This is a genomic window from Sphingobium sp. FG58, from assembly GCF_057809055.1.
On the sequence record NZ_JBMDJF010000001.1, the window covers coordinates 41,520 to 65,013 of the forward strand.

Sequence of the window (23,494 nt, forward strand, 5' to 3'; positions counted from 1 at the left end):
CGGGGCGATCATGACGACTATCGGGATTTTCGGGGCCGCTGGCCGCATGGGCCGCGCCATCGCGCAGGTCGCGGCCGACGCTGGCCTTGGCATAGCAGGCGGCACCGACCGCGACGGCAGCGGCGAGATCGCACCGGGCATCGCCATCACCACCGATCCGCTGGAACTTGCGCAGCGCAGCAACGTGCTGATCGACTTCTCCGTCCCCGGCGCACTCTCTGTCCATCTCGATGTCTGCATTGCCGCCAACAAGCCGATCCTGATCGGCACCACTGGCCTCGAGTCCGTCCATCACGCCCTGATCGACAAAGCCGCCGCGATGATCCCCATCCTCCAGACCGGCAATACCTCGCTCGGCGTCAACCTGCTCGCCGCACTGGTGGAACAGGCCGCAGCGGGACTTGGCGACGACTGGGATATCGAGATTGTCGAGATGCACCACCGGCACAAAGTCGATGCCCCCTCCGGCACCGCCCTGCTGCTGGGCGAAGCCGCCGCGCGCGGACGCGGCATCACACTCGCCGACCATAACGAGCGGGGCCGCGACGGCATCACCGGCGCGCGGGCGCAGGGCGCGATCGGCTTTGCCGCGCTTCGCGGCGGGTCGGTCGCGGGCGACCACCAGGTCATTTTCGCCGCCGAAGGCGAACGGATCGAAATCGGCCACCGCGCCGAAAACCGCACCATCTTCGCGCGCGGCGCGGTCAAGGGCGCGCAATGGCTGATCGGCCAGCCGGTCGGCCGTTACGACATGAAGGGCGTGCTGGGTCTCTGACGCCATGAACAAGGCGCAGATCTTCGACTTTTTCAGCCGCCTGGCCGAAGCCAATCCCGCGCCGGTGACGGAGCTGGAATATGGCAATCCCTATCAGCTTCTGGTCGCGGTGACGCTCTCGGCCCAGGCCACGGACGTCGGCGTCAACAAGGCGACCCGCGCCCTGTTCATGGACGTCACCACGCCGCAACAGATGGTGGACCTTGGCGAGGAAGGCCTGAAAACCCATATCCGCACCATCGGCCTGTTCAATACCAAGGCGAAGAATGTCATCGCCCTGTCGGAGATATTGGTCCGCGATTTCGGCGGGGAAGTGCCGCAGGATCGCGACACGCTGACCACCCTGCCCGGCGTCGGGCGCAAGACCGCCAATGTCGTCGTCAACACCGCCTTCGGGCAGGAGACGTTCGCGGTCGACACACACATCTTCCGCGTCGGCAACCGCACCGGGCTGGCCCCCGGCAAGACCGTGCTGGCTGTGGAAACAAAACTCGACAAGCGCGTCCCGCAGCCCTTCCGCCGCGACGCCCATCACTGGCTGATCCTGCACGGCCGCTATATCTGCAAGGCGCGCAAACCCGAATGCTGGCGCTGCCCGGTCGCCGACCTGTGCCGCTTCAAGCCCAAGACCCCACCACCCGCCTGACGTCCGCCCGTTCTTCCTGGGTTCAGGCCCGGCTTATTAGAGTCTAATAATATCCGTTCGTGCTGAGTAGAGACTGAGCTTGTCGAAGGCTCGTATCGAAGCATCACACACAGCGCTTGATCCTTCGATACGCCATTTCGACTTCACCTTTGGTGAAGTTTATCCTGAGCGACTGCTGCAAGCAGGCAGTCGAAGGGCTCAATGGCTACTCAGAGCCTGCCCCCGCGAAGGCGGGGGACGAACGGATGGCGGCGCGCTAGAGACGGGTTTCACCGTCCTGCGACGTCGATTCGTTCAAACGCAATCGAAGGAGAGAAACCATGTCCGTCCGTCTCGCTTTGGGTCTCGCGCTGGCCTGCGCCGTCACCCCCGCCATCGCCAAGACCGCGCCCGACCCCTATGTGCCGACCGCTGGCAAGGCGCTCGACTGCGTGCCGCTGACATCGATCCGATCGACCAATGTCCGCGATGACCGCACCATCGACTTCATCATGAACGGCAATAAAATCTACCGCAACACCCTGCCCAACAGCTGCCCCAGCCTGGGGTTTGAGAAGCGCTTTTCCTACCGCACCAGCCTGTCGCAGCTCTGTTCGGTCGATATCATCACCGTGCTGTGGAACAATGGTCCCGGCCTGCAACCGGGCGCCAGCTGCGGCCTAGGCAAATTCCAGCCGATGCAGAAAGCGCCGAAATAAGATGGCCCGGCGGCGATTTTGCCGCTGGCGCGGACGAACGGCCTTTGCTAAGCGGCCTGTCTGACACGGCTTACCAGCCAGCGTCGCGCACCCATAGCTCAGCTGGATAGAGCGTTGCCCTCCGAAGGCAAAGGCCAGTGGTTCGAATCCACTTGGGTGCACCATTACCCCACAATCAAACCGCTTTCCCTGAACACGGGCCCTCACGCCCGATAGCTTCGGACCCCTGCCCCCATGCGCCGGGCCAGCATTTCGGACAATAGCAGTGCGGTCAGCGACAACAGGATCGACGCGATGGCAAGCCGCGTGACCACGGCTTCCGCGCCGGGGGCTTGCAACGCCGCGTAGATGGCGATCGGCAGCGTGCGGGTTTCGCCGGGAATGTCGGATACAAAGGTGATGGTCGCGCCAAATTCGCCGATCGACCGGGCAAAGCCCAATATCACGCCCGCCAGCACGCCGGGCAGGGACAGCGGAAGGGAGATGGTCAGGAACACACGCAGCGGGCCAGCGCCCAGCGTCCGCGCCGCGCCTTCCAGTCGTCGGTCCACCGATTCGATCGACAGGCGGATCGCCCGCACCATCAGCGGCAGGGCCATGATCCCGGCGGCAAGGGCTGCGCCGGTCCAGCGGAACAGCAGGGTGATGCCAAACCAGTCCGCAAGCCAGCGCCCGACCGGCCCGTTCGCGCCGAACAAGAGCAACAACAGCCAGCCGGTAACGACCGGTGGCACCACCAGCGGCAGATAGACCAGCGCGTCGAGCAACATCCTGCCGGGGAACTGCCATCGCGCCAATATCCACGCCAGCGCGAACGCAATAGGCAGCATCGCCCCGACCGCAACCGCGCTGACCTTGAGCGACAAAGCGATGATCGGCCAGTAATCAGGCGGCAGGTCCAGCATCACGACATGATCCTGCGCAGGATCTGATTGGCCGCCATCATTCGAAATCCATCTGGACGATATGCGCGGACAGGCGTTCCGCCTCCGCCAGATCATGGGTGACATACAGGATCGGCACGCCCACTTCGTCCCGCAACCGTTCGACCAACTGCAATATGTCGGCGCGCCGTGCGCGGTCGATCGACGCCAGCGGCTCATCCATCAACAGGCAGGAAGGGCGCGTCAGCAAGGCCCGGCCAATCGCCACCCGCTGCGCCTCCCCCATCGACAGGGTCGATGGCCAGCGATCGAGCAGCGATGCAATGCCAAGGAAGCGGGCCATCTCCTCCAGCGCGTCGGCTGCATCGGACAAGTGACGGATACCGTAGAGCAGGTTGCCGCGGACCCGCAGGTGCGGGAAAAGCCGGGCATCCTGAAAGATATAGCCCAGATGTCGATGTTCGGGTGCGACATTGATGCCCAGCGCGCCGTCGAACAGCGGCACGTCCCGCACATGAATATGCCCGCCATCGGGCCGCAACAGTCCGGCGACCATGTTGAGTATCGTCGTCTTGCCTACCCCCGACGGGCCGGACAGCGCGGTCACCCCCGGCCCGGCATCGACCCGGCACGCGATCCGCCGATCGCCAAGGCTGCGCCAGATGTCGATGCGAAATGTCGACGCGGTCGAAGGCGGCGATGGATCGGGACGGGCTGTCACAGTGGGTTGGGAAAGGGACATTGCCGCCCTTGTGCCCCGATCCTGTCCAGCGATGCAAGCGCGCAACGATGGCGCAGGACAATCCATCAAGACGTCAACATGGCGTCCCGATCAGCCGGGTGCCGCCGCGGAACCGGCGAGCAGGCCACCGTCGATATTGACCTCCGTCCCGGTCATATAGGTCGCCTCGTCAGACGCCAGCATCACTGCAATCGTCGCGACCTCACCGGGCGTGCCGAACCGCTTGAGCGGCGTGTCGGCCACCATCGCCGCCATCTTCGCGTCCCGGTCCGGGCCATCGCCGATCATGGTTTCCCACATCGGCGTCAGGATCGCGGCGGGATGGATGGAGTTGCAGCGGATACGCCAGCCCTGCTGCGCGCAATAGAGCGCCACCGACTTGCTATGGTTGCGGATCGCCGCCTTGGAAGAAGCATAGGCGGCGGCCAGCGGTATGCCCACCAGCCCCGATCGCGACGACATGTTGATGATCGATCCGGTGCCACGCGCCTTCATCGCGCCGATCGCATAGCGGCACCCCAGAAATGTGCCGTCCAGGTTGATCCTGTGGACACCCTGCCAGTCGGCCAGCGTCGCATGTTCAGGATCATGGGCGACCCGGCCATGCTCGAACCCGGTCACGCCCGCATTATTGACCATGACGTCGATCGTCGGGACAGCGTCAGCAAGACGCGCCCAGTCCGCTTCCTCCCGCACGTCGAGCGCGATGAACCGGCAGCCGATTTCCGCCGCGGCCGCAGCCCCCGCGTCCTCGTCAATATCGGTCAGGATGACAGTCGCGCCTTCGTCATGGAAACGCGCCGCAATCGCATGGCCAATGCCGCGCGCAGCGCCAGTGACGACGCAAATCTTATTATTCAATTTGTGCATGATGATCTCGAAACAGAGCCAGAAGGGCGGATTGCTCCACTACTATTTGTCGTGCCGCTTCAGCGGTTACGCTGCTTCATTTCGATGACTCCTTACGTCATCCAACCTAGGCCGATCGCCGGATCGGCGCAACAGCCTATGGCCGGGCATCCCCCATCGCCCGCCGCTCATGATCGATCAGCCAAGTCTTGGCCGCCAGTCCGCCTGCAAAACCGGTCAGCGCGCCATTGCTGCCCACCACCCGGTGGCAGGGCGCGATGATCGAGATCGGATTGCGGCCATTGGCGGCCCCCACCGCGCGCGAAGCGGTCGGCTGGCCGATGGCGCTGGCAATCGCGCCATAGCTGCGCGTCTCCCCGAACGGGATCGCCAGCAACGCGGCCCAGACCCGTTGCTGAAACGCCGTCCCCCGGAAATCGAGCGGCAGGTCGAACTGCTGGCGCGCTCCGGCGAAATAATCCGCCAGTTGCGCGGCGGTCTGGCGCAGCACCGGATGATCCGCGTCATCCTGCGTTGCTGGCAGCTTCACCCGCGCGGGATCATCCTCTTCCCACAGGACAGCCACCAGCCCGGCGTCGCTGGCCACCAGCGTCAATATGCCGACGGGCGAGGGAAACAGGGTCGTGGCAAGGGTCATGGAACAGTCTCCAAATCTCCTGCCCCGTATAGCAAGGGACGGGCCAGCACGCCTCCCGCCCCTTGCGATCAAAGCCCCCTTATTTCAGCCCGCCGCCCATCGCCCGATACAGCTCGACCATATTGGTCGCGCGGGTCAGCCGCGTCGCCAGCAGGCTTTGCTCCGCCGTGGACAGCGCCCGCTGCGAATCCAGCGTCGTCAGGAAGGGATCGACCCCGGCGCGAAAACGGGCGTCCGACAGCGTATAGGCGACCCGCGCCGCATCGCGCTGCGATGTCTGCGCTTCCAACTGCTGGCTCATCGTCCCGCGCCGCGCCAGCGCGTCGGCGACTTCGCGAAAGCCGGTCTGCACGCTCTTTTCATAAGTCGCCAGCATCGCGTCATAGGTGGCTTTGGCATAGGCCAGATTGCCCTTATTCTTGCCGAAGTCGAAGATCGGCAGCGATGCCGACGGCGCGACCGACCAGAATTGGCTGCCCGACCCGAACAGGTTGGAGAGGCCCAGGCTCAGCGATCCGAACGCGGCGGTCAGCGAGATATTGGGGAAGAAAGCCGCCCGCGCCGCGCCGATATTGGCGTTGGCGCTGCGCAACTGATGCTCCGCCGCTGCAATATCGGGCCGCCGCAACAATACGTCCGACGCTATGTCTGCGGGCAGATTGTCGATCGTAGCCCCGGCGGGTGGCAGGGCATCGGGCAGATCGCTGGCCGCGACCGTCGTACCCGCCAGCAGGTTCAGCGCATTCTGGTCCTGCGCCACCAAAGTCAGCGTCTCGGCAATCGTCGATCGCGCCGAATCATAGCTGGTCTGCGCCTGCCGCACTTCCAGTTCGGACGCGATCCCCTTGGCAAAGCGCGCGCGGTTCAGCTCCAGCGTCTTGCCGAACGCAGCTTCCAGATCGCGGGCGATGCGCAAGCGTTCCTGATCCGCCGCCATGGTCAGCCAGGCATTGGCCACCTCTGCAATCAGCGCCGTCTGCGCCGCGTTGCGGGTTTCGACGCTGGCGAAATATTGCTCCTGCGCCGCCTTGCTCAGGTTGCGCACCCGCCCGAACAGGTCGATTTCCCACGCCGAAATACCGACCTGCGCTTGATACAGGTCCGTCCGGCCAGATCCGACCTGCGAGAAAGGCGTATCCTGATAGGTTGCGCTACCGCCTGCCGCCACCCTCGGCAGCAGGTCGGCCCGCTGCACCTTATATTGCGCCCGCGCCTGCTCGACATTGGCCAGCGCGACCCGCAAGTCGCGATTATTGGCGAGCGCCGTTTCGATCACCCGCGCCAGCCGGGCGTCGGTAAAGAAATCGCGCCATGCCGTGTCAGCCGGAACGATCGCGGCCCCGTCCGCCGCGCCATAGGCCGGTCCCCGCGGACTGGTCGCCGGCACCGGCAGGACGGGCCGCACATATTTGGGCGCCATGTCGCAGGCGGCCAGCGTCAGCGACAGGGTGATGGCGCCCAGCGCCTTGATATTACGCATCTCTTATGCCTCCTGCGGCGCAGCAGGGCTCGCCTGCTCATCGGCCGCATCATGGGTCTTATGCTCACGGAACAGCCGCTTCACCACGGTGAAGAATACCGGCACGAAGAAGATCGCCAGCACGGTCGCCGACAGCATCCCGCCGACCACGGCCCAGCCGATCGCATTCTGGCCACCGGCCCCTGCCCCGGACGATACTGCCAGCGGCAGCACGCCAAAGATGAAGGCGAAGCTGGTCATCAGGATCGGCCGCAGCCGCAGCTTGCCCGCTTCCAGCGCCGCCGCCGCGGGCGACATGCCCTCGCGCATCTTCTCCTCGGCAAATTCCACGATCAGGATCGCATTCTTCGCCGACACGCCGATCGTGGTGATCAGGCCGACCTGGAGGTAGATGTCGTTGTTCAACCCCGCCAGCGTCGCCGCGATCACCGCGCCCAGCACGCCCAGCGGCACCACCAGCAGCACCGCAATCGGCACCGACCAGCTTTCATAGAGCGCGGCAAGGCACAGGAACACGATCAGCATCGACAGCGCATAGACATAGGGCGCCTGCCCGCCGGACGTGCGTTCCTCATAGGAAATGCCGTTCCAGCTATAGCCGATGCCAGCAGGCAATTTGGCGGCATATTCCTCCATCGCCTGCATCGCGTCGCCGCTCGCCACGCCGGGGGCAGGCGCGCCCATGATGTTCATCGACGGCACGCCGTTGAACCGCTCCAGCCGCGCCGGACCCTGGGTCCATTCCGTCGTGGCAAAGGCCGACAACGGGGCCATGACGCCGCTATTGCCACGGACATGCAGCGCGCCGATGGAATCGGGCGTCGTGCGGAACGGCGCATCCGCCTGCACGAACACCTTTTTCACGCGGTCGCGGTCGATGAAGTCATTGACGTAGCTACTGCCCAAATTGGTGCTGATCGTGTCGTTGACGTCGGCCTGGGCAATGCCCAGCGCCCCTGCCGCCGCCTGATCGACGGTCAGCTTCAATTGCGCGCTGTCCTCCAGACCATTGGGCCGCACCTGCGCCAGCCTTTTGTCGCCCATTGCCATACCCAGCAACTGGTTACGCGCCGCCAGCAGCTTTTCATGGCCGACATTGCCCTGGTCCAGCAGCTGGAAGTCGAAACCCGACGCATTGCCCAGTTCCTGCACGGCTGGCGGCACGAAGGCGATGACCATGCCTGCGGAAATTTTGTGCAGGGCGGCATTGGCGCGTTGCGCGACGGCCATGACGCTATTGTCATGCCCCTTGCGCAGTTTCCAGTCCTTCATCCGCACAAAGGCGATGCCGACATTCTGTCCCTGCCCGACGAAGCCGAAGCCGGAAATGGTGAATACCGCCGCGACATTCTTCTTTTCCGTCGTCAGATAATAGTCGCGCACCCGGTCCAGCGTCCGTTCGGTTTCCTCGATCGTCGATCCTGACGGCAGCGACACCTGGTTGAGGATGCGCCCCTGATCCTCTTCGGGCAGGAAACCGCTGGGCAGGCGCAGGAAGATGACGGCCATGCCGACCGTGACCAGGCCAAAGACCAGCATGGTCCGGCCCCAGCGCCGCTCGACCTTCTCCACGCCCTTCCCATACCGCACCACGCCCTTGTCGAACGTCCGGTTGAACCAGCCAAAAAAGCCCTTCTGCGTTGCATGATCATGCTTGGCAGGCTTCAGGATGGTGGCGCACAAGGCAGGCGTCAGGACCAGTGCGACCAGCACGGACAGGATCATCGAGGAAACGATGGTGATCGAAAATTGGCGGAAGATGACGCCGGTGGAACCACCGAAGAAGGCCATCGGCAGGAACACCGCCGACAGAACAAGCCCGATGCCGATCAGCGCGCCGCTAATCTCATCCATCGACTTTTTCGCCGCTTCCTTGGGACTGAGGCCTTCGTCCTGGATCAGTCGCTCGACATTTTCGACGACGACGATCGCGTCATCGACCAGCAGGCCGATCGCCAGCACCATGCCGAACAATGTCAGCGTGTTGATGGTAAAGCCCGCGACATGCAGGATGGCCAGCGATCCCAGCAGCACGACCGGCACGGCGATGGTGGGGATCAGGGTCGCGCGCCAGTTCTGAAGGAACAGGAACATCACGACGAACACCAGCAGCACCGCTTCGATCAGCGTGTGGATAACCTGTTCGACCGACAGTTTCACAAAGGTCGAATTGTCGACCGGAAAGTCATATTTGACCCAGCTGGGGAAATTCTTGGACAGCGCGGCAATCTGCGCCTTCACGTCCGTAACCGTGTCCAGCGCATTGGCGCCAGGCGCCAGTTTGATGCCGAAACCGGCCGCCGGATGGCCATTAAACTTGGCGCTGAAACTGTAATTTTCCGACCCCAGCTCTACCCGCGCCACGTCGGACAGCAGCACGACCGATCCGTCACTATTGCTGCGCAGGCGGATGCCGCGAAATTCTTCGGGCGTGCGCAAACGCGATTGGGCGGTGACCGTGGCGTTGAGCGCCTGCCCATTGGGTGATGGCGTGCCGCCGATCTGGCCCGCCGACACCTGCGCATTTTGCGCCTGGATCGCGGCCTTCACGTCACCGGTGGTGACGCCCAGATTGGCCATCTTGTATGGGTCCAGCCACACCCGCATCGCATATTGCGCACCCAGCAACTGGGTATCGCCGACACCGGTGACGCGGCTGATCGGATCTTGCAGCGATGACGCGATGAAGTCGCCCGCATCCTGCTGGTCATGGATGCCGTCATCGGCATAGACCGCCATCACCATCAGGAAGCTGGCGGTCGATTTGGTGACACGCAGCCCCTGTTGCTGCACTTCCTGCGGCAACAGCGGGGTCGCCTGCGCCAGCTTGTTCTGCACCTGCACCTGCGCGATGTCCGCGTCGGTGCCCTGCTCGAACGTCAGGGTGATGGTCAGATTGCCCGCGCTGTCGCTGGTGGACGAAAAATAGCGCAGATTGTCGATGCCCTTGAGCTGCTGCTCGATGATCTGGGTCGTCGTGCTTTCCAGCGTCTGGGCGTTGGCGCCCGGATAGCTGGTGCCGATGCTCACCGTGGGCGGCGCGATTTCAGGAAATTGCGCGACGGGCAGCGATCGGATGGCGAGCAGGCCCGCCAGCATGATGACGATGGCGATGACCCATGCGAAGATGGGCCGGTCGATAAAATAACGGGCCATGATTACTGCGCCCCGCCATTGGGCGCGGTGATCTGCTGGGGCGCGCCGGGTTTGACCACCGTGCCGGGGCGCAGATTGACCAGCCCTTCGACGATCAGCCGGTCACCGGCCTTCAGACCGCTTGTGACGATCCACTTGTCGCCGACCGCGCGATCGACGGTCACCTGGCGCATTTCCGCCTTATTGTCCTTGCCAACGACCATCGCCGTCGCCCGGCCACGCGCGTCGCGGCTGATGCCCTGCTGCGGCGCGAGGATGACCTGGCTCCGCTGACCCTCGATCATCTTGGCGCGGACATACATGCCGGGCAGCAACAGCCCGTCGGGATTGGCGAAGGACGCGCGCAGCGTCACCGCGCCCGATGTCGGATCGACCGACACTTCGGAAAATTGCAGCCGACCCTCGATCGGATAAGCGCTGCCATTGGGCAGCAGCAACTGGATGCGCGCACCATCCGCCCCGCTCACCCCGCCGCTCTTCATCGCCTGTTTCAGGTCAATGATCTGCGCGGCGGACTGGGTGACATCGACATAGACAGTGTCGGTGCGCTGGATCGTCGCCAGCGGGTCCGCCTGCCCCGCCTGCACCAGCGCGCCAGGCGTGAACAGCGACCGGCCGATCCGGCCGGAAATCGGCGCGCGGATGCGGGTGAAATTCTGGTTCACCTGCGCCGATTGCACCGCACCACGCTGCGCTGCAACATCGGCGCGCGCCTGCTGCGCAGCAGCATCGGCATTGTCATATTCCTGACGGCTGACCGCATTGATGCCGACCAGTTCCTTGTAGCGCTGGGCCTGCAAGCTGGTCGACCGGATCGCGGCATTGGCCCGCGCCAGCGATCCCTGCGCCTGCGCCACGGCGGCGCGATAGGGGGCGTCCTCAATTTCATAGAGCAATTGCCCGGCCCGCACGACGCTGCCCTCGGCAAACAGGCGGCGACGGATAACGCCGCTGATTTGCGGCCGCACTTCTGCGGTTTCCACCGCCACGATCCGCCCCGGCAGTTCGTTAAGCAGCGGCGCGGAGCCAGTCGCAAGCGTCACCACGCCCACGGCGGGCGGCGGCGGCGCGGGCGGCGGGCTGTCCCCGCACGCACTGAGCGCCAGCGCCGACGCGCACGCCAGCAATCCGATGAACTTCCCCTTTTGCATCACGCATATTTCCGTTTCGATAGGATATAGAACAGGAATGAACGTTCATTCCGCTTGCGCCGCAGGTAGGATCATGCCAAAGTTAATTCAAGATAGAAAAGGGCGAGAGGGAAAAAATGATTGCAGTGCAGCAAAAACAGATGGTGCCAGAAAAGACCAGCAAGGAACGGATCATGGCGGCCGCTCGCGACCTGTTCGACAGTCATGGCTTCCACCAGACGTCGATGTCGGAACTCGCAACTGCCGCAAAAGTTTCCGTCGGCCAGATCTATCGCCTGTTCAAGGGCAAGGAGGACATCATCTCCGCCATTGTCCAGGCCGATTCCGACGAACGTTGCCTGGACATGGATGCACTGCGCAGCCGACTGGACGCAGGCGAACTGACGATCGAACAGACATTCGAGCAATTATTGCTGCATACCGTCGATAAAAGAGACGAAGCCCTGTCCTTCGACATCATGGCCGAAAGTTTCCGCAACGAAGCGGTCGGGGATACGATCGCCGCAATGTGCATACGTTTCCGCCGCTATATTCGCGACTTTGCCTGCGTGGCCAATCCCGACCTGTCTGGCGAAGCGCTGGACGGCGCGGAGGAGATTGTCCTCGCCTGCCTGTTCGGCCTTGGCCATCGCAGCCTGTCGCGCCCCAGCCTGAGCGCTGCGGACACCGCCCGCCTGTCTGCCCAAATGGTCGTCGCCGCCCTGCGCGCGATCAGATAAACCACGCGCTCACAGGGCGCGACCCCCCATTATTTCGCAGCGACCCCTTCGGGCAGGACGATCGCCGACCAGCTCTTTGCCGGGGCCAGATAGCGCGCCGCCAGCGCCTGCAACTGCGCCGGAGTGACGGTCAGCATATCCTGCGCCATGGTCTGCATCGCCGCGACATAGCGGGCATCATGGGTCGCGCCCTCCATCTGGTTCATCCAGAAGGCATTGCCCGTCCCTGCCCGCATCAGCATCTGCCGCATCGGCGCGACCGCGCGCTGCAACTCATCATCGCTGACCGGCGTCTTGGCCAGATCAGCCGCGGTCGATTTCACCACATCGTAGAAATAGCCGATCCGGTCGGGCCGCACCTGACTGGTCACCAATATATAGCCGCCACTTTCATAGGAGAATGGCCAGCTATTCTGCACACTGGGCGAATAGGCCGCGCCTTCGGTCGATCGCAGCCGGTCGAACAGCCGATCGTTGAAGATCTGCGTCAATATCTCCAGCTGGCGCGCTTCCTTTTGCAGGGTGAAGCCGCCCGATGTCGGCCACGCCATGACAGCGGCGGCCTGTTCCTTGTCGCCCTTGTGCCGCAGCACGACCGGTGTTTCGACATGGGCGGGAAAGCGCATCGCGCGATTGACCGCAGGCACCGGCGTATCGGGACGCGGCGGCAGCGCCCCCAGCGTCGCGGCCACCGCCGCGATCGCGTCGTCCGCCTTCACCTGCCCGAAAATCTGTACCTCGATCGGTCCCGACGCCAGGATCGGCTCCCATGTCGCGCGGAAGGCCTGCGGCGTCAGCGCATTGATTTCGGCCAGAGACGGTGTGCGGAACCGCACATCCTTGCCATGCAGCAGCCAGCTAAGGTCACGGCTGAGCACCGCGTCGGGCGACCGGGTCATGGCGTCATAGGCAACGGTCGCGCCGGTCTTGACCCGCGCGATCGGCGCGGGATCCCAGCCGGGCGCGCCCAGCTTGGTCGCGAACAGACGCAACTGGTCCTTATAGTCCGCCGGGCGCGTCACCGCCTGCAACTCGAATGCATCCTCGTCGGTCGCAAAGTCCATGCCCATGCGCCGACCGTTGGTCAGGTCATCCAGTTCCCGCTGCCCCAGCGTGCCGATGCCACTGGCAACCAATGCATAGTCCCCCGCCCAACTCGCCACCGGCTTGACCGGAGAGAAAGCCTGCTGCCCATGACCAAAGCGCACATTGATGCGCACTTTCTCGGTCTCGGCATCATTGGCGAACAGGGTCAGCTTGACACCGTTGGAGAAGGTGATGCTCTCCATCCCCGGCAGGCCGATCGGCGTGCGGGACAAAACGGTCGCGGGCGCGCCCAATTTGGGCAGGTCGGCCATCGTCACCAGCTTGTCGGCCAGCCGCGCATTGGTCGCGGCCTTGACCGGCGCGGCGACGGCGGCGGCCAGCCTGGCGTCCAGCCCCGGCTGCGCCTTGCCGGTCACCAGCAGGGTGCGGAACACGCCCGCGGAAAACAGCCGGTTCGTCGATTCGACGATCTTGGCAGGCGTCATGCTCGCCTTGCCGGATCGGAAGATGCTGAGCGCCGCGTCGGGACTGACCGTGGTTTCGCGAATATCGACCGCGCTGATCAGGTCGCTCGCCTGCTTGGCGCCAGCCTCCGTATCGGCATTTTCGACCTGGATCGCCAGTGCCGTATCCATCTGCGCATATTCGCGGTCGATTTCGGTCTGGCTGGGCGGCGTAGTCTTGGCGTCCTCCACAATGGCGCGCACATCGGCCAGCGCTTTCTCCCAATTATCGCCCGTCGGGATGATCGTCATGAACGTGCCGTCGACCGATCGGCTGACATCCTGCTGCTCGACGCTCGATTGCAGGAAGCTGCCGCCGCTGCGCGCAGCCTGCTCCAGCCGCCGGCTGATGATCTGCAAGGCCAGCATGTCGGTCAGCTTATCCTGATTGTACAGGATGGTGTCGGCGCGCGGTTTCCACGGGCGCAGCCACGCCAGCGTCATGCCCAGCGGCACCCCCGGCTCCACCGCGACGCGGGTCGCGGGAAATTTGGGATCGGGCGTACCGAAATCGGGCAAAGGCGCACCCTTGCCCGGCACTGTCCAGCCGCCAAACTGCTCCTTGATCAACTGTTCGGCCAATGCCGGGTCGATATCCCCCGCTATCGCGATCACCGCATTTTCCGGGCGATACCAGCGCTGGTGAAACGCCGTCATCTTCGCCGCCGTCGCCGCATTGAGCGTCGCCACCGTGCCGATCGGCGCATGGTCGGCCAGTGGTTGCCCGGCGAAGAAATGCAGGCGGCTGATGTCGGAAATCCGCATCTGCGGCCCGTCGCCCTCGCGCCGTTCGGCCAGCACCACCGCGCGTTCGGCATTGACCGCGCTGTCGATGATATTGGGATCGGCCATCATGCCCGACAGGATTTTCAGGCTCTCGCCCAGCGTCTGCTGCGTCGCCTGCGGCAGGTCGAGCGCGTAACTGGTGCCAGTCGGCGTCGTCTGCGCATTGCTGTCGCTGCCAAAGGTCACGCCCAGCCGCTGCCAGATACGCTTGGATTCGCCATCGGGGACATGGCGCGACCCGCGAAAGGTCAGATGCTCCATGAAATGGGCGTAGCCCTGTTCGTCGGGCCGCTCCATCAGCGATCCCGCGTCGATCCGCAGCCGCACCGACACCTGCCCCGGCGGCACGCCATTGCGACGGATCGCATAGCGCAATCCGTTGGACAGCGTGCCAAAGCGCCACGCCGCGTCGATGGGGACATCGCTATTTTCATAAAGCCACGGCCGCACCTGCGGCGCAAGCGCGCCGCCCGCAACGGCGGGAGCAGGATCGGTCCGGGCAGCGAGTGGCGCGGGCGAACCCGACAGCAGCAGGGCGAGGACAGTCAGCGAAGCGGCGGTGCGCCGTGGGGAAAATCTCATAGGCCGGAGAGCCTAACGGGATTTTCCTGAATGGCTACTGACAAACACGGTCATGGAAAGGACGAAAATCCTCCCCCGACGGAGATCATCGCGGCATTCATCATCCACAAATTTTTACGTCATCCCCGCGCAGGCGGGGATCCATCTCTGGACCTATAATCAAGACGATAAGGTGGGAGATGGATTCCCGCCTGCGCGGGAATGACGGCGTCTTATGGGATTGTTCGAATCTCCCCCCCTTTTGGCAAGGGGAGTATGTAATCAGCGCGGCGCGCCGGTGCGCTGGACGGCGCCCTTATGCGCGCCGACCGCACCACCGCTGCGGCGACGGCGGAAGGGGCGCTTTTCGCCACCCTCTGCGTCGGGACGATGGGCGCGGTCGGGGGTGCCGCGCTGTTGCTTCTGGCCGTCCTGATATTTGCGCTGGCCATCGGCGCGGCGCGCCTGCTGTTGCGGCGTCTGGCTCGGTCCTTTCTTGGGGGCGGCCGGCTTGGGCAGGTTACGCACCGCTTCCATGAAATTCTCCGGCAGCGGCTCCATTTCCAGCTTGACCCGCGTCGCCTTTTCAATGGCCTTCAGATAGGGCCGCTCATCGTCCGCCACGAAGCTGATGGCAATGCCTTCGGCCCCGGCGCGCGCGGTGCGGCCGATGCGGTGGACATATTGTTCGGCCACGTTGGGGATTTCAAAGTTGATGACGTGGGACACGCCCGACACGTCGATGCCGCGCGCGGCAATGTCGGTCGCGACCAGCAGCTTCACCTTGCCCTGACGGAAAGCCTGGAGCGCGGTGGTGCGCTGGCCCTGGCTCTTGTTACCATGGATCGCAAACGCCTCGATCCCCGCCCCTTCCAGGAAGCGCACGACGCGGTCGGCGCCATGCTTGGTGCGGGTAAAAATGAGCGCGCGGTCAATATCTTCGCTCTTCAGGATCAGGTGGAGCAGCGCCTGCTTCTCGCCCTGATTGACGAAAGTCGCGCGCTGGTGGACGCGCTCGGCGGTGGTCGATTGCGGTGCGACGCTGACCTTGACCGGATTGTTCAGGAACTGGGCGGCAAGCGCTTCGATTTCCTTGGGCATGGTGGCCGAGAAAAACAGGTTCTGGCGATCGGCCGGCAGCATCTTAGCGACGCGCTTCAAGGGCTGGATGAAGCCCATGTCCATCATCTGGTCCGCTTCGTCGAGGACGAAAATTTCGGTGTCCTTGATCGTCAGCGCGCGCTGGTCGATCAGGTCGAGCAGGCGGCCGGGCGTCGCAACGACGACATCGACGCCGCCAGCCAGCGCGCGGATCTGCTTATTGATCGGCACGCCGCCGAACACCGTTTCGACCGACAATTTCAGGAAACGGCCATAGTCGCGGAAGCTCTGCGCAATCTGCGCCGCGAGTTCGCGGGTCGGGGCAAGCACCAGCATCCGGCAGCCCTTGATCGGCGTCGCCCTTGGGTTGCGCGCGAAATAATCGAGGCTGGGCAGCGCAAAGGCCGCGGTCTTGCCGGTGCCGGTCTGGGCGATGCCGCACAGATCCTTGCCTTCCAGCAGGACGGGGATCGCCTTTTCCTGAATCGGGGTCGGGGTCACATAATTTTTGGAGGCGAGCGCCTTCATGATCGGCTCAGCCAGACCAAAGTCATTGAATTGCATTTAGAAAACTCACAAGTCGGCCTTGGCGCCAACTTGCTCTGCGGACGCAGGAAGGGCGCGAGGCGGGTTACGAAACGACCCGCGTGAAAAGGGAAGCCTCAAGCTTGGCGCAGACTCTCATTGGCCGGTCCGTGGTCCTTGAACGGCTGTTCCAGCCACCCAGGTTGCGGACGATCACGCTGCCAATCGCTGTGGAACCGTCATGGTCCCTCTGCTGCGCTGCAACGCATATGGCGAAGATGCAGGCAAATAGCAAGCGGCCGTGCGGAATGGCACGGCCAGATGTTTTTTGAATGTGCCTACGCACATTCAGCCGCGCCGGCCCGCTCCCCACCCGACTACCCAACGGCAGTATATTCTGGGTGGTCGGGTGGGGGTTCAAACGAGTCACGTGCCTCGTTTGAAGGCCGGTGCGGATCAAAAATGCGCCCTTTCGCGCATTTTTCAAAGAGTCGCCCTTAGAGCGAGATTTCAGCGTGCTTCGACTTCATTTCTTTAGCGACGTCCCCGCCGAACATCATCTTGAACACCCCGACAATCGACAGGTCAGCCAGCCAGATTTCCGCGGTACCAAGGTCAAATCGTAGCATCAGCAGATTGGGATCGTTGCGGCCGCCCTCATACCAGGCCTCGACTTGGCTTGACCAGTAACGGTCGATCACCGCCGGATCGCTTTCCTCGACCAATGTGCCGTTGATGCAGGCGAACAGGCCGTGATCCTTGGCCGCGAACTGGGCCATGGCCGGGCCGCCGGGGGCCAGACGATTGTCGCGCGACGTATAGAACCAGAAACAATGATCAGCATCTGGATCAAGCTGCGCCGTCATCGGCAGGCTATGCTCGTGACTATTGTTCAGCCCCACCATCAGGAAGGGGCTTTTGCTCAGATCGCTCCAGAAATGTTCGCGAATATCTTTTTCCGTCGCCATTATATCTCTCCTGCTGGGTCATCGCGAATAATCGACGGCCGCCAGCGAAGTTCCCGAAACGCTTGATCTTGGCCCCGCACATCTCCACATAGCGGCCATGCTGATCGAGACCGAACTCACGCCCAATCCGGCGACCATCAAATTCCTCCCCGGCCAGGCGGTCATGGGCAATGGAACCCGCGACTTTGCGACGCCGGAGGAAGCCGAAGCGTCCCCGCTAGCCGATGCATTGTTCGGGCTGGGCGATGTCACCGGCGTGTTTTTCGGCGGCGACTTTATTTCGGTGACGATCGCCCCCGGATCGGAATGGCGCGACGTCAAACCGGACGTCCTGTCGATCCTGCTGGAACATTTTTCCGCCAACATGCCGCTGTTCGCGCCGGGATCGGCGGCGGGCATAGCCGTCCCTCTGGATGACGACGCTTTTGGCGATGACCCCGAAGATGCCGAGATCGTCGCGCAAATCCGCGACCTCATCGACACCCGCGTCCGCCCTGCGGTCGCCAATGATGGCGGCGACATCATCTATCGTGGCTTCGACAAAGGCACCGTATTCCTCCAGTTGCAGGGCGCCTGTTCAGGCTGCCCTTCCTCCAGCGCGACGCTGAAAAACGGGATCGAGCAACTGCTCAAACATTATGTCCCCGAAGTCACGGAAGTCCGCGCGGTCTGATCAGGGCGGCCTTCCCTTTCCACCATTTGGCAAATCGCGACGGATCGACTAACCGCAAGAGGCAACTTGAGGGGAGTATCGTTTGCGCCTGCTGGTGATTGACACCGCGACACAGGCTTTGTCCGTGGCGCTGCTGGAAGAAGGCGTGCCGGTCGCGCGCTTCCATGAAATTGTCGGGCGCGGCCATGCCGAAGCTTTGTTGCCCGCCATTGCCGCCCTGCCCAATGGCGGTCGCGCCGGCGCCATCGCCGTCAATGTCGGTCCCGGCAGCTTCACTGGCGTCCGCATCGGCATCGCCGCCGCCCGCGCGCTGGCGCTGGCCTGGGGACTGCCACTCCACGGCTATAGCGCCCCGTCGCTGATCGCGGCGCAGGCCGCGCAAATCCATGCCAGCGAAGGCCCGATTGCCGTCACCATCACCGGCGGGCATGGCGAACTCTTCTGGCAATGCTTCACTGCCGACGGGCTAAGCGCGACCACGCCGATCGCCTCTACCCCTATCGCCACTCTGGCGACGCAACTTGAGATCGCCACCCTCTATGGCACTGGCGCGGAAGCATTGGTGACCGCGCGCGGCCATGGTGCGGCGGTCAATCTCTATCCCGATGCGGCGGATTACGGCCTGATCGCCGCCCTGCCCGCCCTGCCCCCGACGCCTATCTATGGCCGGGGCGCCGATGCGCAGACCATGGCGGAGCGCGCCGCGTCATGATGCCGGGCCTTGTTCTCGACACCTATGACCAGAGCGAGCGCAACGCGATGGCGGACGCCATGACGGTGATGGAGCCCGCCTTCGACCCGGTCTTTGGCGAGGCGTGGACCCTGCCGCAACTGGCCGGCGTCATGATGATGCCCGGCACCTGGTTGACGATCGCGCGGGTGGACGCAGCACCGCTGGGCTTTGCGCTGGTGCGATCCGTGCTGGACGAATGCGAATTACTGCTGCTGGCGGTCGATCCGGCCTGGCGCGGACGGGGTATTGGTGAAGCCTTGCTGCGCGACAGTTTGCGCACAGCACGCCGTAGGGGCATCACATCCATGAATCTGGAAGTGCGCGCGAGCAACACTGCCGTGCATCTCTATGAGAAAACAGGCTTTGAATATGTACATCGTCGTCCCGGTTACTATCGCGGTAATGATGGACAACTATATGATGCTCTGAGTTTTCGCATCGACATGCTGGCTTGACGCCATATGCTCTTGCGAAAAGGTCCGGCAAGGTCTAGCGGATACGTACCGCTCCTGAAATGAATCTCGTAGGACGGGTCGCACAACAATAGCCTTACAGGATACAGGACAATGGAAATCGAATCCGCCCAGAGCGAACTGCTTATTACTTTGACGTCCGACATTGTCGCCGCTCATGTCTCCAACAACAGCGTGTCAGTCTCTGATGTCGCCGCTCTGATCCAGAATGTCCATGCCGCCTTGTCGGGCCTCAGTGAACCGATCACCGTGCCAGACGTAAAGCCCGAACCTGCCGTGTCGGTTCGTTCGTCGATCAAGCCGGATTTCATCATCTGTCTGGAAGATGGCAAGAAGCTCAAGATGCTCAAGCGCCACCTGATGACCCATTATCAGATGACGCCTGACGACTATCGCGCCAAGTGGGGCCTGCCCGCCGACTATCCGATGGTCGCCCCCAACTATGCCGAACAGCGTCGCTCGCTGGCCAAGAAGATTGGCCTTGGCACCAAGCGTCGCCGCACGGGCAGCGCCGCGAAGTAATCCGCCCGGCTGACGGAACGGTCTTGCGTCGGGGGGCACATGTCGCCATGTGCCCCTTTACGCGACGGGAAAAGCCGCTAGGCTCCCAATACTGTCCGCACCTCTAAAGCCAGCGAGACTCCATGAACCGCAAGATCGACGTCGAAGCCCTGTGCCACGAAAAGGGGCTGCGCATCACTGAACAGCGCCGGGTGATCGCCCAGGTGCTGAGCGATGCGACCGACCATCCCGATGTCGAGGAATTGCACAAGCGGTCCGCCGCGATCGATCCCGGCATTTCGATCGCCACCGTCTATCGCACGGTGCGCCTGTTCGAAGAGGCGGGCATCCTGGAGCGCCACGACTTTGGCGATGGCCGCGCCCGTTATGAGGCCGCGCCCGAATCGCATCACGATCATCTGATCGATGTTGAAACCGGCAACGTCATCGAATTTGTCGACCCGGAACTGGAACAGTTGCAGAAGCAGATCGCCGAAAAGCTGGGCTTCCGGCTAGTCGACCATCGCATGGAATTGTACGGCGTCGCCCTCGACCGGAAGAACTGACGCACTGCTGCTGCTACGCCGCTGGACGCGCATAGCCGCGCTCATCGCCAGCCTGCTGGCGTGCCTGTTTCCCCATTTGCTCTGGCGGGTCATGCGTCGCCGATCGCCCTGGCCGCGTCGCTTTTTGGGCATGGCCGCGCGCGCTGTGGGCGTGCGCGTGCGGATTGCGGGGCATGCCTCTGGCGGCGACATGTTCCTGCTCGCCAATCATGTCAGCTGGATCGACATATTGGCCATGGGCGGCGCGACCGGCGCAGCCTTTGTCGCGCATGACGGCATTGCCCGCTGGCCGGTGGTCGGCTGGCTGGCGGCGCAGAACAACACCTTGTTCGTCGCCCGCGAACGGCGCGGCGCGCTGTCGGGGCAGATCGACGCGCTGCGCGCCGCCATGCTGGGGCATCAGCCGGTGGCTTTATTCCCCGAAGGCACGACCAGCGACGGCAGTGGGCTGCTTCCCTTCAAGCCTTCGCTGCTTGCCGTGCTGCTGCCGCCGCCGCGCGCGGTGCTGATCCAGCCGGTGCATATCGACTATGGCGCGGCGACATCCGCCATCGCCTGGCATGGCGACGAACCGGCCGGGACCAACGCCTGGCGCATTTTGGCGCGGAAAGGTCGGCTTGACGTGACGCTGCGCTTTCTGGAGCCGTTCGATCCTGCCGATTGCGCCGATCGCAAGGTGATTGCCGCCACCGCGCGGGATCGGATTGCCGCCAGCATCGCGCAAAATGCGCCCGATAGCGCAGCGGTGCAGCATCGGCCTTCCGCTACCCCCCTGCCGCCTGTATAGCTGGGCCATGAATCGTCCCCTACCGCCCAAGACTCCGGCCACTTTCCACGTCAAATCCTTCGGCTGCCAGATGAACGTCTATGATGGCGAACGCATGGCCGAGATGCTGGGCGAGCGTGGCATGACTGCCGCCACGGACGGAAACGACGCCGACCTGGTGATCCTCAACACCTGCCACATCCGCGAAAAGGCGGTCGACAAGGTCTATTCCGACATTGGCCGCATGACCCGCGAGGATGGCACCCGCCCGATGATCGCGGTCGCTGGCTGCGTGGCCCAAGCTGAGGGCAGCGAGATCAGCCGCCGCGCCAAGACTGTCGATATCGTCGTCGGCCCGCAAGCCTATCACCGCCTGCCTGACCTGATCGCAAAAGCCGGTCGCGGCGAAGCAGCGGTCGATACCGACATGCCTGCCGTCTCCAAATTTGACGCCCTGCCCGTTCGCACCAAACAGGCGCGACCCACCGCTTTCCTGACGATCATGGAAGGGTGCGACAAATTCTGCACTTATTGCGTCGTCCCCTATACGCGCGGCGCGGAGATCAGCCGCTCGTGGAACGCGATCATCGACGAAGCCAAAGCGCTGGTCGATGGCGGGGTCAAGGAAATCACCCTGCTGGGCCAGAATGTGAACGCCTGGACGGGCGAGGACGACAAGGGCCGTCGCCAAGGCATGGACGGGCTGGTTCGCGAACTGGCGAAGATCGATGCGCTCCAGCGTATCCGCTACACCACCAGCCATCCCAATGACATGAGCGACGGCCTGATCGCCGCCCATGGCGAAATCGACAAGCTGATGCCCTTCCTCCATCTGCCGGTGCAGTCGGGCAATGACCGTATCCTCAAAGCCATGAACCGCAGCCACAGCGTCGAGTCCTATCTGCGCCTGATTGAACGGGTGCGCGCGGCGCGGCCGGACATCGCGGTGTCGGGCGACTTCATCGTCGGCTTCCCCGGCGAGAGTGAGGAAGAATTTGCCGACACGCTCCGCATCGTCGATGCCGTGGGCTATGCCCAATGCTATTCGTTCAAATATAGCCCCCGCCCCGGCACCCCTGCCGCCGACATGGACGGGCAGGTAGCCGCCGACGTCATGGACGATCGCCTCGCCCGGCTCCAGGGCGCGATCAACCGCCATCAGGTCGAATTCAACGCCGCCACGGTTGGTCGCCGCACCACCATATTGCTGGAACGCACGGGCCGTTTCCCCGGCCAGCTGATCGGCAAGACGCCATGGCTGCAATCGGTTCACGTCACCGCGCCCGACCATGTTATCGGTGACATGATAGACGTCGATATCATCAGCGCCGGTCCCAATAGTCTGGCCGGCGAATGTAGCAGGAGGAAAGCCGCTTGAACCAAAGCCTCGTCATTCCCGCATCTGTGGGACGCCATCTCCCCGATTTACGGCTCCGGCCGATCCTCACGAGATGCATGACGAGCAAGGGAGGCTTTTGAATGGGCAAGAAACCGCACCAACCCCGCACCGACATCGCCGAACGCGCGCGACTGGAAGTCACGTTTGAAAAGCCGCATCTGCTCGGCACTTTGTTCGGCCAATATGACCAGAATCTGGTCGCGATCGAAAATCGCCTTGGCGTCTATATCGCCGCGCGCGGCAACAAGTTGCAGATCGAGGGAGAAGCGGAAGCCGCCGCGCGCGCGCGCGACGTCATGACCGGCCTTTATAACCGCATCGTCGCCGGGCAACAGATTGACGCAGGCGCGGTGGAAGCTGTGATCGCCATGTCGTCCGAACCGACGCTCGACGGCATTATCCGCCATGACGTGGCCGAACCGCCCACGGTGATGATCCGCACCCGCAAGAAAACCATCGTCCCCCGCTCCGCCACGCAGGTCACCTATATGGAGGCGATGAACCGGAACGACATCATCTTCGCACTGGGGCCGGCAGGTACGGGCAAGACCTATCTGGCGGTCGCGCAAGCGGTCAGCCAGCTCATCACCGGAACGGTCGACAAGTTGATCCTCTCGCGCCCCGCCGTGGAGGCAGGCGAGCGACTGGGCTTCCTGCCCGGCGACATGAAGGAGAAGGTCGATCCCTATCTCCGCCCGATCTACGACGCGCTCTACGACACGCTGCCCGCCGAGCAGGTCGAACGGCGCATCGCTAGCGGAGAAATAGAGATCGCCCCGCTCGCCTTCATGCGCGGGCGGACGCTGGCCAACGCCTTCATCGTGCTGGACGAAGCGCAGAACACCACCATCGCCCAGATGAAGATGTTTCTCACCCGCTTTGGCGAAGGCAGCCGCATGGTCATTTGCGGCGATCCCAAACAGGTCGATCTGCCGCAACCGGGCGCGTCGGGCCTGGCCGATGCAGTCGCGCGGCTGGACGGGGTAGAGGGCATCGCGATGGTGCCGTTCGGCATCGGCGACGTGGTCCGTCACCCGGTCGTCGGCCGGATCGTGCAGGCTTATGAGGGGCCGGATGCGTAATATAGGGTATAGTTCCGTTCGGGCTGAGCGAAGTCGAAGCCTTCACCTGAGC

Annotated in this window: 22 protein-coding genes and 1 tRNA gene; 13 read left to right on the plus strand and 10 right to left on the minus strand. The window is 63.6% G+C overall.

Translation table 11 applies throughout. The features are described 5' to 3' along the window. The first annotated feature begins 10 nt into the window (after positions 1-10). The 4 genes from dapB to ACODR8_RS00255 all read left to right on the plus strand — a co-directional run bounded on the left by dapB (position 11) and on the right by ACODR8_RS00255 (position 2,283). Positions 11-775 carry a 4-hydroxy-tetrahydrodipicolinate reductase gene (gene dapB / locus ACODR8_RS00240; RefSeq protein ID WP_489005476.1) on the plus strand — a complete coding sequence of 255 codons (765 nt, stop codon included), beginning with the start codon at positions 11-13 and terminating at the stop codon, positions 773-775. A gap of 4 nt (positions 776-779) precedes the next feature. Continuing rightward, entirely contained in the window at positions 780-1,421 is a 642-nt protein-coding gene (gene nth, locus ACODR8_RS00245; protein ID WP_489005477.1) for an endonuclease III, read from the plus strand. A 320-nt stretch (positions 1,422-1,741) separates the two neighbouring features. Then, a complete protein-coding gene (locus ACODR8_RS00250; protein WP_489005478.1) occupies positions 1,742-2,119 on the plus strand; it encodes a hypothetical protein in 378 nt (125 codons plus the stop codon). Between the two features lie 87 nt (positions 2,120-2,206). Then, positions 2,207-2,283, plus strand: a tRNA-Arg gene (locus tag ACODR8_RS00255). 39 nt (positions 2,284-2,322) lie between these two features. Here ACODR8_RS00255 and modB read toward each other — a convergent pair. The 7 genes from modB to ACODR8_RS00290 all read right to left on the minus strand — a co-directional run bounded on the left by modB (position 2,323) and on the right by ACODR8_RS00290 (position 11,039). Beyond that, positions 2,323-3,024 (minus strand): molybdate ABC transporter permease subunit, encoded by a 702-nt coding sequence (gene modB, locus ACODR8_RS00260; RefSeq protein ID WP_489005811.1) that lies wholly within the window; start codon positions 3,022-3,024, stop codon positions 2,323-2,325. 37 nt (positions 3,025-3,061) lie between these two features. Then, positions 3,062-3,745, minus strand: a complete 684-nt coding sequence (locus tag ACODR8_RS00265) for an ATP-binding cassette domain-containing protein (protein WP_489005479.1) — start codon at positions 3,743-3,745, stop codon at positions 3,062-3,064. 90 nt (positions 3,746-3,835) lie between these two features. Beyond that, positions 3,836-4,615, minus strand: coding sequence for an SDR family oxidoreductase (locus ACODR8_RS00270; protein ID WP_489005480.1), 780 nt, complete (start codon positions 4,613-4,615; stop codon positions 3,836-3,838). A gap of 136 nt (positions 4,616-4,751) precedes the next feature. After that, on the minus strand, positions 4,752-5,252 hold the full coding sequence (locus tag ACODR8_RS00275; protein WP_489005481.1) for a methylated-DNA--[protein]-cysteine S-methyltransferase: 501 nt from the start codon (positions 5,250-5,252) through the stop codon (positions 4,752-4,754). A 79-nt stretch (positions 5,253-5,331) separates the two neighbouring features. Next, positions 5,332-6,732, minus strand: a complete 1,401-nt coding sequence (locus ACODR8_RS00280) for an efflux transporter outer membrane subunit (protein ID WP_489005482.1) — start codon at positions 6,730-6,732, stop codon at positions 5,332-5,334. A 3-nt stretch (positions 6,733-6,735) separates the two neighbouring features. Then, a complete protein-coding gene (locus tag ACODR8_RS00285) occupies positions 6,736-9,888 on the minus strand; it encodes an efflux RND transporter permease subunit (protein WP_489005483.1) in 3,153 nt (1,050 codons plus the stop codon). Positions 9,889-9,890: 2 nt separating this feature from the next. Beyond that, positions 9,891-11,039: an efflux RND transporter periplasmic adaptor subunit gene (locus tag ACODR8_RS00290; RefSeq protein ID WP_489005812.1), complete on the minus strand. Its 1,149-nt coding sequence runs from the start codon at positions 11,037-11,039 to the stop codon at positions 9,891-9,893. A gap of 116 nt (positions 11,040-11,155) precedes the next feature. Here ACODR8_RS00290 and ACODR8_RS00295 point away from each other — a divergent pair, with 116 nt between their 5' ends. Continuing rightward, entirely contained in the window at positions 11,156-11,758 is a 603-nt protein-coding gene (locus ACODR8_RS00295; RefSeq protein ID WP_489005484.1) for a TetR/AcrR family transcriptional regulator, read from the plus strand. A 29-nt stretch (positions 11,759-11,787) separates the two neighbouring features. Here the strand turns inward: ACODR8_RS00295 and ACODR8_RS00300 are convergent, their stop codons facing one another. From ACODR8_RS00300 to ACODR8_RS00310, 3 genes are all read right to left on the minus strand, one after another. After that, a complete protein-coding gene (locus ACODR8_RS00300) occupies positions 11,788-14,676 on the minus strand; it encodes a M16 family metallopeptidase (protein WP_489005485.1) in 2,889 nt (962 codons plus the stop codon). Positions 14,677-14,937: 261 nt separating this feature from the next. Continuing rightward, positions 14,938-16,320 (minus strand): DEAD/DEAH box helicase, encoded by a 1,383-nt coding sequence (locus tag ACODR8_RS00305; RefSeq protein WP_294132000.1) that lies wholly within the window; start codon positions 16,318-16,320, stop codon positions 14,938-14,940. 458 nt (positions 16,321-16,778) lie between these two features. After that, positions 16,779-17,249, minus strand: coding sequence for a pyridoxamine 5'-phosphate oxidase family protein (locus ACODR8_RS00310; protein ID WP_489005486.1), 471 nt, complete (start codon positions 17,247-17,249; stop codon positions 16,779-16,781). Positions 17,250-17,346: 97 nt separating this feature from the next. Between ACODR8_RS00310 and ACODR8_RS00315 the strand changes: the two genes are divergently transcribed. The 8 genes from ACODR8_RS00315 (at position 17,347) to ACODR8_RS00350 (ending at position 23,442) form a co-directional block, all read left to right on the plus strand. Then, on the plus strand, positions 17,347-17,922 hold the full coding sequence (locus ACODR8_RS00315) for a NifU family protein (RefSeq protein ID WP_217671959.1): 576 nt from the start codon (positions 17,347-17,349) through the stop codon (positions 17,920-17,922). 82 nt (positions 17,923-18,004) lie between these two features. Further along, entirely contained in the window at positions 18,005-18,634 is a 630-nt protein-coding gene (tsaB, locus tag ACODR8_RS00320) for a tRNA (adenosine(37)-N6)-threonylcarbamoyltransferase complex dimerization subunit type 1 TsaB (protein WP_489005487.1), read from the plus strand. Then, the gene (gene rimI, locus ACODR8_RS00325; RefSeq protein ID WP_489005488.1) at positions 18,631-19,110 is read left to right on the plus strand and encodes a ribosomal protein S18-alanine N-acetyltransferase; all 480 of its coding nucleotides are present in this window, start codon (positions 18,631-18,633) and stop codon (positions 19,108-19,110) included. Before tsaB ends, rimI begins: the two co-directional genes overlap by 4 nt. Positions 19,111-19,221: 111 nt before the next feature. Continuing rightward, positions 19,222-19,650 carry a Ros/MucR family transcriptional regulator gene (locus tag ACODR8_RS00330; protein ID WP_489005489.1) on the plus strand — a complete coding sequence of 143 codons (429 nt, stop codon included), beginning with the start codon at positions 19,222-19,224 and terminating at the stop codon, positions 19,648-19,650. Between the two features lie 122 nt (positions 19,651-19,772). Next, entirely contained in the window at positions 19,773-20,195 is a 423-nt protein-coding gene (locus ACODR8_RS00335) for a Fur family transcriptional regulator (protein WP_017184208.1), read from the plus strand. Positions 20,196-20,286: 91 nt separating this feature from the next. Beyond that, positions 20,287-20,982 (plus strand): lysophospholipid acyltransferase family protein, encoded by a 696-nt coding sequence (locus tag ACODR8_RS00340; RefSeq protein WP_489005490.1) that lies wholly within the window; start codon positions 20,287-20,289, stop codon positions 20,980-20,982. 7 nt (positions 20,983-20,989) lie between these two features. Beyond that, positions 20,990-22,339, plus strand: coding sequence for a tRNA (N6-isopentenyl adenosine(37)-C2)-methylthiotransferase MiaB (gene miaB, locus ACODR8_RS00345; protein WP_489005491.1), 1,350 nt, complete (start codon positions 20,990-20,992; stop codon positions 22,337-22,339). 101 nt (positions 22,340-22,440) lie between these two features. After that, positions 22,441-23,442, plus strand: coding sequence for a PhoH family protein (locus ACODR8_RS00350; RefSeq protein WP_119746023.1), 1,002 nt, complete (start codon positions 22,441-22,443; stop codon positions 23,440-23,442). The last annotated feature ends 52 nt before the right edge of the window (positions 23,443-23,494 follow it).

Bases quoted from the DNA above. Each gene is read 5' to 3' on its own strand.
- dapB (WP_489005476.1), top strand. From the start codon at position 11: ATGACGACTATCGGGATTTTCGGGGCCGCTGGCCGCATGGGCCGCGCC.
- nth (WP_489005477.1), top strand. From the start codon at position 780: ATGAACAAGGCGCAGATCTTCGACTTTTTCAGCCGCCTGGCCGAAGCC.
- ACODR8_RS00250 (WP_489005478.1), top strand. From the start codon at position 1,742: ATGTCCGTCCGTCTCGCTTTGGGTCTCGCGCTGGCCTGCGCCGTCACC.
- modB (WP_489005811.1), bottom strand. From the start codon at position 3,024: ATGCTGGACCTGCCGCCTGATTACTGGCCGATCATCGCTTTGTCGCTC.
- ACODR8_RS00265 (WP_489005479.1), bottom strand. From the start codon at position 3,745: ATGTCCCTTTCCCAACCCACTGTGACAGCCCGTCCCGATCCATCGCCG.
- ACODR8_RS00270 (WP_489005480.1), bottom strand. From the start codon at position 4,615: ATGCACAAATTGAATAATAAGATTTGCGTCGTCACTGGCGCTGCGCGC.
- ACODR8_RS00275 (WP_489005481.1), bottom strand. From the start codon at position 5,252: ATGACCCTTGCCACGACCCTGTTTCCCTCGCCCGTCGGCATATTGACG.
- ACODR8_RS00280 (WP_489005482.1), bottom strand. From the start codon at position 6,732: ATGCGTAATATCAAGGCGCTGGGCGCCATCACCCTGTCGCTGACGCTG.
- ACODR8_RS00285 (WP_489005483.1), bottom strand. From the start codon at position 9,888: ATGGCCCGTTATTTTATCGACCGGCCCATCTTCGCATGGGTCATCGCC.
- ACODR8_RS00290 (WP_489005812.1), bottom strand. From the start codon at position 11,039: ATGCAAAAGGGGAAGTTCATCGGATTGCTGGCGTGCGCGTCGGCGCTG.
- ACODR8_RS00295 (WP_489005484.1), top strand. From the start codon at position 11,156: ATGATTGCAGTGCAGCAAAAACAGATGGTGCCAGAAAAGACCAGCAAG.
- ACODR8_RS00300 (WP_489005485.1), bottom strand. From the start codon at position 14,676: ATGAGATTTTCCCCACGGCGCACCGCCGCTTCGCTGACTGTCCTCGCC.
- ACODR8_RS00305 (WP_294132000.1), bottom strand. From the start codon at position 16,320: ATGCAATTCAATGACTTTGGTCTGGCTGAGCCGATCATGAAGGCGCTC.
- ACODR8_RS00310 (WP_489005486.1), bottom strand. From the start codon at position 17,249: ATGGCGACGGAAAAAGATATTCGCGAACATTTCTGGAGCGATCTGAGC.
- ACODR8_RS00315 (WP_217671959.1), top strand. From the start codon at position 17,347: ATGCTGATCGAGACCGAACTCACGCCCAATCCGGCGACCATCAAATTC.
- rimI (WP_489005488.1), top strand. From the start codon at position 18,631: ATGATGCCGGGCCTTGTTCTCGACACCTATGACCAGAGCGAGCGCAAC.
- ACODR8_RS00330 (WP_489005489.1), top strand. From the start codon at position 19,222: ATGGAAATCGAATCCGCCCAGAGCGAACTGCTTATTACTTTGACGTCC.
- ACODR8_RS00335 (WP_017184208.1), top strand. From the start codon at position 19,773: ATGAACCGCAAGATCGACGTCGAAGCCCTGTGCCACGAAAAGGGGCTG.
- ACODR8_RS00340 (WP_489005490.1), top strand. From the start codon at position 20,287: ATGCGTCGCCGATCGCCCTGGCCGCGTCGCTTTTTGGGCATGGCCGCG.
- miaB (WP_489005491.1), top strand. From the start codon at position 20,990: ATGAATCGTCCCCTACCGCCCAAGACTCCGGCCACTTTCCACGTCAAA.
- ACODR8_RS00350 (WP_119746023.1), top strand. From the start codon at position 22,441: ATGGGCAAGAAACCGCACCAACCCCGCACCGACATCGCCGAACGCGCG.